Origin of the sequence: Pseudomonas sp. P7758 (assembly GCF_013386485.1) — a bacterium.
Classification (GTDB): Bacteria; Pseudomonadota; Gammaproteobacteria; order Pseudomonadales; family Pseudomonadaceae; genus Aquipseudomonas.
Genome location: NZ_JACARS010000128.1, coordinates 36,563 through 45,273, shown reverse-complemented (window position 1 = coordinate 45,273; position 8,711 = coordinate 36,563). Strand labels below are relative to the sequence as shown.

Sequence of the window (8,711 nt, the reverse complement as noted above, 5' to 3'; positions counted from 1 at the left end):
AGCCCCCTCGCCACAGGTTTCAGCGGTGCCTTCGCGGCGTTCCCATTTGGCAATCACCAGCGGTGCCAGGGCATTGCCCAGCACGTTCAACGCGGTGGTCGGCATTTCCATCAGGCGATACACCCCGGCGATGAAGGCGATGCCCTCCAACGGCAAGCCCGCACTCGCCAGGGTCGCCGACAGAATCACGAACATGAACCCCGGCACCCCGGCCGCGCCCTTGGATGTCAGCACCATGGTCACCACCAGCAGGGCCTGGTCGCCAAGGCTCAGTTCGATGCCATACAGCTGCGCCACAAACAGCGTGCCGATCCCCAGGAACAGCGACGCACCGTCCAGGTTGAACGAATACCCCACCGGCACCACAAAGCTCACCAGTGAAGGCGGCACGCCGTAGGTTTCGAGTTTCTTCATCAGTTGCGGCATCACCGCCGCCGAACTGGCGGTGGAGAACGCCAGAATCAGTTCGTCCTTGATATGTCGCATCAACGCAAACAGGTTGATCCCGCACAGCCGCGCGACCAGGTTGAGCACCACCAGCACGAAGAACGCAATCGACACGTAGCTGACCATGATCAGCTTGGCCAACGGCAGCAGCGAGCTGAACCCGAAGTTGGCCACGGTCACTGCGATCATCCCGAACACGCCGATAGGCGAGTAGGCCATGATCATCGACGTGACCTTGAACATCGCCTCCGACACCCCGCGCAGCAGGGCAATCACCGGGTCCTTGCGCTCGGCCGGCAAGCGCGAAACCCCGAGGCCAAACATCACCGCGAAGAACAGCACCGACAGCAGGCTGCCCTGGGCCATGGCGTTGATCACGTTGTCCGGAATGATCCCGACAATGATCTGCCCCAGGCTGTGGCCGCCGCCGGCGCTGCTGGTGGGCAAGGTCACGGCACTCGCTTGCAGGCTGGCCAGTTCGGTACCGGCACCCGGCTTGAGCAGGTTGCCCATCACCAGCCCGACGATGATCGCCAGGGTGGTGATGCAGAAGAAATAGCCCAGGGACTTGACCCCGATGCGTCCCAGGGATTTACCGTCACCGTGCCCGGCAATGCCCACCACCATGCAGGCAAACACGATGGGCACGACGATCATCTTCATCAGCTTGATAAAGATATCGCCCGCCGGTTGCAGCAGGTTGTCCACCAGCCACGGCCGGGATTCGGGAAAACGGTGCAGCAGGGCGCCGATGGCGATGCCGGCGAGCAAGCCGATCAGGATTTGCCAGACCAGCGCGATGCGGGGCTTGTGCATGGGAATGCCTCATTTATATCAATGATTATGAGTGTTGTTCTAGGCAGTCAATGAGCGGCCATCCCTGGCCGCCGGGTGGGGCGGAAACCGTCAGCGCAATCGATGGCACGCTTCATTCAGGCGACGGCAACCTTCTTCAATCACGTCAAGCGAGCTGGCGAAAGACAGGCGGATATACGGCGACATGCCGTACGCCGCACCACTCACGGTGGCCAGGCCGTGTTCCCGCAGCAGGTGCTCGGCCAGCTGGGTGTCACTGTCGATCCGCTCGCCGTGGGCGGTGGTCTTGCCCATCAGCCCGGCGACGTTGGCGAACACGTAGAACGCGCCATCCGGTGGCGTGAAGCTCACGCCGGGAATGTCTTCGAGCAGGCCCAGCATGCGTTCGCGGCGTTGCTGGTACACCTCGCGCATCCCGGCGATGGGCGCCTGATCGCCAGCGAAGGCGGCAACTGCGGCAGCCTGGCTGAGGGAACTGGGGCAGGTGGTGGTTTGCGAAAGCAGCTTGGCAATGGCCGCGATCAGCCAGGCCGCGCCGGCACCGAAACCCAGGCGCCAGCCGGTCATGGCGTAGCCCTTGGAGGCGCCGTTGACGATCAGCGTGCGCGGCTTCAGGTCCGGTGCGAGTCGGGTCAGGGAAACGTGGCGGGCATCGTCGTAGACGAAGTGCTCGTAGATCTCGTCCGCCATGATCAGCACATGGGGATGGCGCCGCAGCACCGCGGCCAGGGCCAGCAGTTCGGCCTCGTTGTACACCGCGCCGCTGGGGTTGTTCGGGCTGTTGAGGATCACCCATTTGCTGCGCGGGGTGATCGCTTGTTCCAGGGCCTGAGGCGACAGTTTGAACCCCAGTGACTCGTCGCCGGGAATGATCACCGGCGTCGCGTCATTCAGCCGTGCGATGTCCGGGTACGACACCCAATACGGCGTGTGCACGATGACTTCGTCGCCGCGATTCAGGGTCGCCGCCAGGGCGTGATAAATGATGTGCTTGCCACCGCACCCGGCGATCACTTCGTCCAGCCCATAGTCCAGCTGGTTGTCGCGCTTGAGCTTGAGGCAGATCGCCTGGCGCAGGGCGAGGGTGCCGCTGGTGGCGGTGTAGTGGGTGTCGCCACCGTGCATCGCGGCGCTGGCTGCTTCGAGGATATGCGCGGGTGTATCGAAATCCGGCTCGCCCACGGTGAAGTTGACGATGTCCCGGCCCTGGGCGCGCAGTTCACTGACCAGTGCATTGGCGGCGATGCTCGGGGAGGGCGCGATGCCCAGCACCCGGTCGGACAGAAAGGCAGTGCTCATGATGACTCCCCTCAGCCTGCCAGGCCGGCCTGTTGCAACACCTTGTCGATCCAGCTCTGGCGCACTGCACCGCTGGCGATTTCGGCTTTGACTTGCTCTTCATGGGCCGCGTGTTGCGCGGCCTTGCGCAGCACTTCGGCGGCGTCGGCCTGGGAGAAGGCGACCAGGCCATCTTCGTCACCCACCAGCACATCCCCCGGGTTGATCAGCATGCCGCCGATGGACACCGGCACATTCACCTCGCCCGGGCCGGTCTTGTAGGGGCCGCAATGCACCACGCTGCGGGCGTAGCAAGGGGTGTCTTCGAAGCTCGCGACATCGCGAATCGCCCCGTCAATCACAAACCCCACGCAGCCGCGTTGCTGGGCGTAGAGCTTGACCAGTTCGCCGATCACCGCGTTGTTGGTGTCGCCCTGGGCGTCCACCACCAGCACGTGGCCGGGCTCCAGCATGCTCAAGGCCTTGTAGATCAGCAGGTTGTCGCCGGGGCGGGTTTTCACCGTGAGCGCGGTGCCCACCAGCTTGCCTGTGCGGTTGTAGCGGTTCAGCCCACGGGCGCCGATGTGCCGGCCGAGGTTGTCGCTGATGTGCGGGGTGACCACGTGAGTGAAGGCTTCGAGCACTTCGGCAGAAGCCAGCGGCGGGTTGGGGAGGATGCGGGAACCGGGCAAGGACATGGCTGTAACTCCGATTGATCTTATGGGTCTGTGGCTAGATCTTAGGAGTGATGAACATACAGTTTTAGCGATATTTTATTATCTGATAGGATCGCTTTTTCTCATGGGAGATAGCCGATGATCACGTTCAAGCAAATCGACGCGTTGTACTGGATTGCCGAGCTGGGCAGTTTCGAGGCGGCGGCGAACAAGCTGAACATGTCGCAGTCGGCGATTTCCAAGCGCATCCAGGAGTTGGAAGAAACCTTCGATGTGGAGATTTTCGACCGCAGCAAACGCAATGCGCGGTTGACGGAAAAGGGCGCCGAGTTGCTCGACTACGCCAAGGACCTGCTGGAGCGTCGTGACTACATGCTGGAGCGGGTCAGCACCCGTGAAGTGCTGGTGCGCAGGTTTCGCCTGGGGGTGACGGAATTGACGGCTTTCACCTGGTTGCCGGCGCTGGTGGAGGCGTTGCGCGAGGCCTATCCCAAGGTGCAGATCGAGCCGTCGGTGGAGTTGAGCAGTGAGCTGTTTCGCAAGCTGGAGAGTGATGAGCTGGACCTGGTGATCGTGCCTGATGCCTACAGTGATTCGCGCTTCCTGAGTACGCCGCTGGGCAGTGTGGAAAACGCCTGGATGTGCGCACCGGGGTTGGTCAGCGAGGCTGATCCGGTGGGGCTTGAGGCATTGGCCGGGTATACGGTGTTGACCCAGGGTTCGCACTCGGGGACGGGGCTGATTTATGAGCGCTGGTTGGCAGCGCATGCTGTGCAGATGCCGCGCAAGTTGACCAGTCATAACCTGTTGGTGCAGGTCGGGCTGGCGCTGTCGGGGGTGGGGGTGAGTTATTTGCCCAAGGGGTGTTTGTCGCATTTGATCGAGCGCGGGGAGCTGCGCGCGCTGGTGACGGAACCGGCGCTACCGAGGGTTGGGTATGTGGCGTTGCATCGCGGGGATCGACAGTTTGGCTTGAACCAGAATGTGGCGCAGTTGGCGGTGCAGTGTTGTGATTTTTCGCGGTTGTTGTTTTAGTTTTTCGAAGCAGTGAGCGAGTCCTTAAAGACCTACCCGGTGTAATCCATCATGAAACGCCATTTCGAAGATTTGCAGCTGGGCAGCATCGAGCTGTTCTGCCTGGCCGCCGAGGCCAGCAGCTTTACCGCCGCCGCCCAGGTGGCAGGCGTGACCCCGGCGGCGGTGAGCCGCAGCATCTCGCGGTTGGAAGAGCGCCTGGGCTCCCGGCTGTTTGTGCGCACCACCCGCAGCATCCGCCTGACCGATGGCGGCCGGACATTTTTCGAGCAATGCCGCCAGGCGCTGACGCAACTGGTGGAAGCCCAGCAGGAAATGATGGGCGCGCAATCGGTGCCGTCCGGGCTGTTGCGCATCAGCATCCCGACCACCTACGGCCATCACCGGATCCTGCCGCTGCTGCCGAAATTCCGTGCGCTGTACCCGCAAGTCAGCGTGGATATCCACATCAGCAACCGCAACATCGATTTCGTCGCCGAAGGCTATGACCTGGCCATTCGCGTGCGGGCCCAGCCGGACTCGACGCTGATTGCGCGGTTGCTGGAAGACGCCAGGCTGGTGGTGGTCGCGACGCCGTCATACCTGAAGCGTGCCGGCACGCCCCATGCCCTGGAGGATTTGCCGAACCATGAGTGCATCCAGTACGAATTGCCGAGCAACGGGCGGCGCATTTCCTGGCTGTTCCAGGTGGACGGCAAGGAGCGGGAGTTTGCCGGGGAAGCAGGCTACAGCTGCTCTGACGATGTGCTGGGTGGCGTAACCCTGGCCAAGCACGGCGCGGGGTTATTCCAGACCTACAAGTTCATCGTCGAGGAGGAGTTGGCCAACGGCAGCCTGGTAGAGGTCTTACAGCCTTACGGCGGGCGATCACGGCCGTTTACCTTGCTGTATCCCCACGGCCGCTATGTGCCCCATCGGGTGCGGGCGTTTGTGGATTTTCTGCTGGAGCATCGCGCCGAATGGGCGGCGCTGTAGCGGCGGATAAGTCCCAGGTCAGCATCAGTTGGCCAATGGCAGTATCGATGGCATCAGCGTCGACGCCATCCCGGGCCAGGATCGACACGCCTTGCAGAAAACTGTCGTAGACCGTGGCCATGGCACGGGCGTTGGTCTCGGCCGGTAACTGGCCTGCGCGGATGCCGCGCTCGACACAATGCACGATGCCCGCCCGTGTGCGCTCTCGCGAATGGGTCAGCCCATGGGTGACTTGTGCGTTCTCGGGGGAGGGCGCGCTCATCACGCCCAGGGCTACCATGCAGCCTTTGGGATGCCCCTCTTCACACTGCATGCGTGCCGATTGGCGCAACGCCGTCTCGATGGCCTGGCGCGGTGGCAGGCTGTCATCCCAGAGGCATTCGGTGACCTGGGCGAACGTCGCCAGATAACGCTGCACGCACTCCTGGAACAGCGCGTCCTTGGAGCCGAACGCCGCGTAGAAACTCGGCGCGGAGATGCCGCCGCCCAATCCGGCTTTCAACTGGCTCAGGGACGTCGCGTCGTAACCGTGCTGCCAGAACAGGTGCATGGCTTGTTCCACGGCCTGGTCGCGGTCGAAGGTGCGGGGGCGGCCCATCTGTGCCATGTGGAAATCCTCTCGGGTGATGAGATAAATACTAGTCGATACATAAGTCGTTGACAACGCTGCGTGGGTCGCCCAACATTTATATCGATCGGTATTTAAGTCCTCTCGCTCAAGGAGTTTCCCTGTGACCCCCTCAACCACCTTATCGGCAGACGCCGTTCCCGACCGCTTGCCCGTCGGCGCCTTGCTCGCCCTGGCCATGACAGGTTTCATCTGCATCGTCACCGAAACCCTGCCGGCGGGCCTGTTGCCGCTGATCAGCGATGGGCTGGGAGTTTCAGCGTCCATGGCCGGGCAGATGGTCACCGCGTATGCGCTGGGCTCGGTGCTGGCGGTGATCCCGCTGACCATCGCGACTCGCGGCTGGCGGCGACGCAATGTGCTGCTGCTGACCATCGTCGGTTTTATGCTGTTCAACTCCATCACGGCGCTGTCCTCCCACTACGGGCTGACGTTGCTGGCGCGGTTGCTCGCCGGGATGGCGGCGGGGCTGGCCTGGAGTTTGTTGGCCGGCTATGCGCGGCGCATGGTTGAGCCACATCAGCAGGGCAAGGCGTTGGCGCTGGCCATGGTAGGAACGCCGATTGCCCTGTCACTTGGCGTACCGCTGGGCACCTGGCTGGGTGGGCTGGTGGGCTGGCGCACCACGTTCGGGATCATGTCGGCACTGACCCTGGTGCTGATTGTCTGGGTGCTGGTGAAAGTGCCGGATTATCCCGGCCAGTCGGCCCATCAGCGCATGCCGTTGCGCAAGGTGCTGACCACGCCGGGTGTGCGGCCAGTGCTGGCGGTGGTGATCTCATGGATGCTCGCCCATAACATTCTCTATACCTACATCGCGCCGTTCGTGGCTCCGGCGGGCTTGGTGGACCGTGTGGATCTGGTGTTGTTGGTGTTTGGTATAGCGGCGCTGCTCGGGATTTGGGTGACTGCCCGGTTGGTGGATGTGGCGTTGCGCAAGACGGTGCTGGTCAGCCTGGCGGGCTTTGCGGCGACGTGTTTGGCGTTTGGTTTTCTGGCGCAGGTGCCGGGCGTTATTTACCTCGGCGTGGCGGTGTGGGGCTTGAGTTTTGGCGGCGCTGCGACGTTGCTGCAAACCGCACTGGCGGATGCGGCAGGCGATGGAGCGGACGTGGCACTGTCGCTGAACGTGGTGGCATGGAACAGCGCGATCGCCGGAAGCGGCGTGGTGGGTGGCGTGTTGCTGGATACCTGGGGCGTGGCGTCTTTCCCATGGGCAATGTTGGTGTTGCTGGCGGTGGGCTTCGCGATTGTGTGGTGCGCGCGACTCCATGGCTTCAAGCCGGGGCACCGGGCCCACGGTAAACCTGTGGTCGGCGGGCACTGATATTTCCAAAGTCTTTGGAAAAACCGCTTCTAACATCAGACAAATCTTAAAATAACCTGCTGCTCGGCCGATATCCCGGGGCATAGGCTTTATCACCCCCGGGAGTATCGGCATGCGCATCAAGAGAATGTCTGCAATCCATGTTGGCCTGTTGTTCAGCCTGTCCGGTGCCTGCATGGCCGCGAGCCCGGTGGGGCAGGGAGTCATCTCGTTTCACGGCAGCATCGTCGAAGCGTCTTGCACACCGCTCGCCGTGGCCAACGGGATGAAACTCAACAATTGCCCTACGTCCGCACGCGGCAGCGCCATCAGCGTGCGCAGTGTGCAACCGGTGGGCTCGGTCACGGCCCTCGACCACAGCGCCGTGAACGTGAAGCTGGTCGCCGACAGTGGCCGGGGAGACCGCTATTACCAGCAGCAATATGCGTTGGTGGATGGCCAAGGGAGGCCTGTGACGTCGGGGCAGTATCTGATTACATTAACGTCACCTTGAGAGATGGCAGTGGATCAACCCGATGAACCTGACTGGACACAACCTCGCGCTCCTGACTTCCCTCAGCGTCTTGCTTGAGGAGAGGAACGTCACGCGGGCGGCGGCGAAGCTCAACCTGACGCAGTCGGCGTTATCCGCGCAGTTGTCGCGGTTGCGTGACCTGTTCGGCGACCCTTTATTGATGCCTGCTCAGTCCGGAAAAGGCATGGTGCTGACAGCACGTGCCGAACATTTGCGTCAGCCGTTGCGCCAGGCGTTGCAGGTACTGGGGACGGTGGTCGGTGACCTTCCATGCTTTGATCCTGCCAAGTCGGACCGGACCTTTGTGATTGGCGCGAACGATAACGCCGCTGCGATCGTCGCGCCCCGGCTGGTGCAGCTTGTGCAGGCTGCGAGTCCTGGGGGCATCCGGGTTTCGATACGTGCGATCGACCAGGTGTTGCTTGGCGATCAGTTGGAAAGCGGCGAGATTGACGTCGCGCTGGTATCACACAGCCGTATCGGGAACCTGTCGCACGAGTTGCTGCTGCAGGAAGAATTCAAGATGGCCCAGCGCGCCGATCACCCTCGCGGATCCGCGCCACCAACGCTGGAGGAATACCTGGGCCTGGAGCATGTGGTGGTGTCGGGTGCCGTGAACAGCTTTCACGGTTTTATTGATGATGTGCTCGCGCAGAAGGGGCGTGCACGCCGTGTTGCGGTGTCGGTGCCTTACTACAGCATCGTTCCATTGCTGCTGCAGAACAGCGACTGTGTAAGTGTGCTTCCGTCCCGTTTCCTGAGCCGTTATGAGCGCTCGCTGGCGGCCCTTGCTCTGCCCCTCGAGGTGCGCGACTTCAGTTTGTTCTCTGCCTGGCATCCACGGTTCGACAAGGACCTGGCACATCTCTGGTTGCGCGAACAACTCAAGCTCTGCGTGCTTTCCTGACGACATCAGGCCCTGGCAGGTATCTACGCCACACATACCTGGCATGCGGAGTTTCGATTTCAACTATAAAAAACGCTTGAATAGGATGCCGCCGATTCCAACTGGAG

9 protein-coding genes are annotated in these 8,711 nt (G+C 62.2%); 5 read left to right on the top strand and 4 right to left on the bottom strand.

The features are described from left to right. The 3 genes from HX873_RS25070 to HX873_RS25060 all read right to left on the bottom strand — a co-directional run. A partial coding sequence (locus HX873_RS25070; protein ID WP_177123361.1) for a cation:dicarboxylate symporter family transporter occupies window positions 1-1,263 on the bottom strand: 1,263 nt, incomplete at its 3' end. Window positions 1,264-1,353: 90 nt separating this feature from the next. Next, window positions 1,354-2,562 (bottom strand): pyridoxal phosphate-dependent aminotransferase, encoded by a 1,209-nt coding sequence (locus tag HX873_RS25065; RefSeq protein ID WP_177020673.1) that lies wholly within the window; start codon window positions 2,560-2,562, stop codon window positions 1,354-1,356. 11 nt (window positions 2,563-2,573) lie between these two features. Beyond that, complete coding sequence (locus tag HX873_RS25060) at window positions 2,574-3,239, bottom strand: RraA family protein (RefSeq protein ID WP_134326042.1); 666 nt, start codon at window positions 3,237-3,239, stop codon at window positions 2,574-2,576. Between the two features lie 117 nt (window positions 3,240-3,356). Here HX873_RS25060 and HX873_RS25055 point away from each other — a divergent pair, with 117 nt between their 5' ends. Beyond that, a complete protein-coding gene (locus HX873_RS25055; RefSeq protein WP_008433274.1) occupies window positions 3,357-4,253 on the top strand; it encodes a LysR family transcriptional regulator in 897 nt (298 codons plus the stop codon). A gap of 51 nt (window positions 4,254-4,304) precedes the next feature. After that, entirely contained in the window at window positions 4,305-5,228 is a 924-nt protein-coding gene (locus HX873_RS25050; RefSeq protein ID WP_003207904.1) for a LysR family transcriptional regulator, read from the top strand. Here HX873_RS25050 and HX873_RS25045 read toward each other — a convergent pair. Next, on the bottom strand, window positions 5,131-5,835 hold the full coding sequence (locus HX873_RS25045; RefSeq protein WP_003207905.1) for a TetR/AcrR family transcriptional regulator: 705 nt from the start codon (window positions 5,833-5,835) through the stop codon (window positions 5,131-5,133). The two genes, HX873_RS25050 and HX873_RS25045, sit on opposite strands and share 98 nt — an antisense overlap. A 124-nt stretch (window positions 5,836-5,959) precedes the next feature. Between HX873_RS25045 and HX873_RS25040 the strand changes: the two genes are divergently transcribed. The 3 genes from HX873_RS25040 (at window position 5,960) to HX873_RS25030 (ending at window position 8,604) form a co-directional block, all read left to right on the top strand. Further along, window positions 5,960-7,183, top strand: coding sequence for an MFS transporter (locus HX873_RS25040; protein ID WP_177123360.1), 1,224 nt, complete (start codon window positions 5,960-5,962; stop codon window positions 7,181-7,183). A 112-nt stretch (window positions 7,184-7,295) separates the two neighbouring features. Beyond that, window positions 7,296-7,676: a type 1 fimbrial protein gene (locus HX873_RS25035; RefSeq protein WP_003207908.1), complete on the top strand. Its 381-nt coding sequence runs from the start codon at window positions 7,296-7,298 to the stop codon at window positions 7,674-7,676. Window positions 7,677-7,698: 22 nt separating this feature from the next. Then, the gene (locus HX873_RS25030; protein ID WP_003207910.1) at window positions 7,699-8,604 is read left to right on the top strand and encodes a LysR family transcriptional regulator; all 906 of its coding nucleotides are present in this window, start codon (window positions 7,699-7,701) and stop codon (window positions 8,602-8,604) included. Window positions 8,605-8,711: the final 107 nt, after the last annotated feature.

What these genes read in the sequence shown, in the direction of transcription:
- HX873_RS25030 (WP_003207910.1), top strand. Translation starts at nt 7,699, where the DNA reads ATGAACCTGACTGGACACAACCTCGCGCTCCTGACTTCCCTCAGCGTC.
- HX873_RS25055 (WP_008433274.1), top strand. Translation starts at nt 3,357, where the DNA reads ATGATCACGTTCAAGCAAATCGACGCGTTGTACTGGATTGCCGAGCTG.
- HX873_RS25050 (WP_003207904.1), top strand. Translation starts at nt 4,305, where the DNA reads ATGAAACGCCATTTCGAAGATTTGCAGCTGGGCAGCATCGAGCTGTTC.
- HX873_RS25065 (WP_177020673.1), bottom strand. Translation starts at nt 2,562, where the DNA reads ATGAGCACTGCCTTTCTGTCCGACCGGGTGCTGGGCATCGCGCCCTCC.
- HX873_RS25045 (WP_003207905.1), bottom strand. Translation starts at nt 5,835, where the DNA reads ATGGCACAGATGGGCCGCCCCCGCACCTTCGACCGCGACCAGGCCGTG.
- HX873_RS25060 (WP_134326042.1), bottom strand. Translation starts at nt 3,239, where the DNA reads ATGTCCTTGCCCGGTTCCCGCATCCTCCCCAACCCGCCGCTGGCTTCT.
- HX873_RS25035 (WP_003207908.1), top strand. Translation starts at nt 7,296, where the DNA reads ATGCGCATCAAGAGAATGTCTGCAATCCATGTTGGCCTGTTGTTCAGC.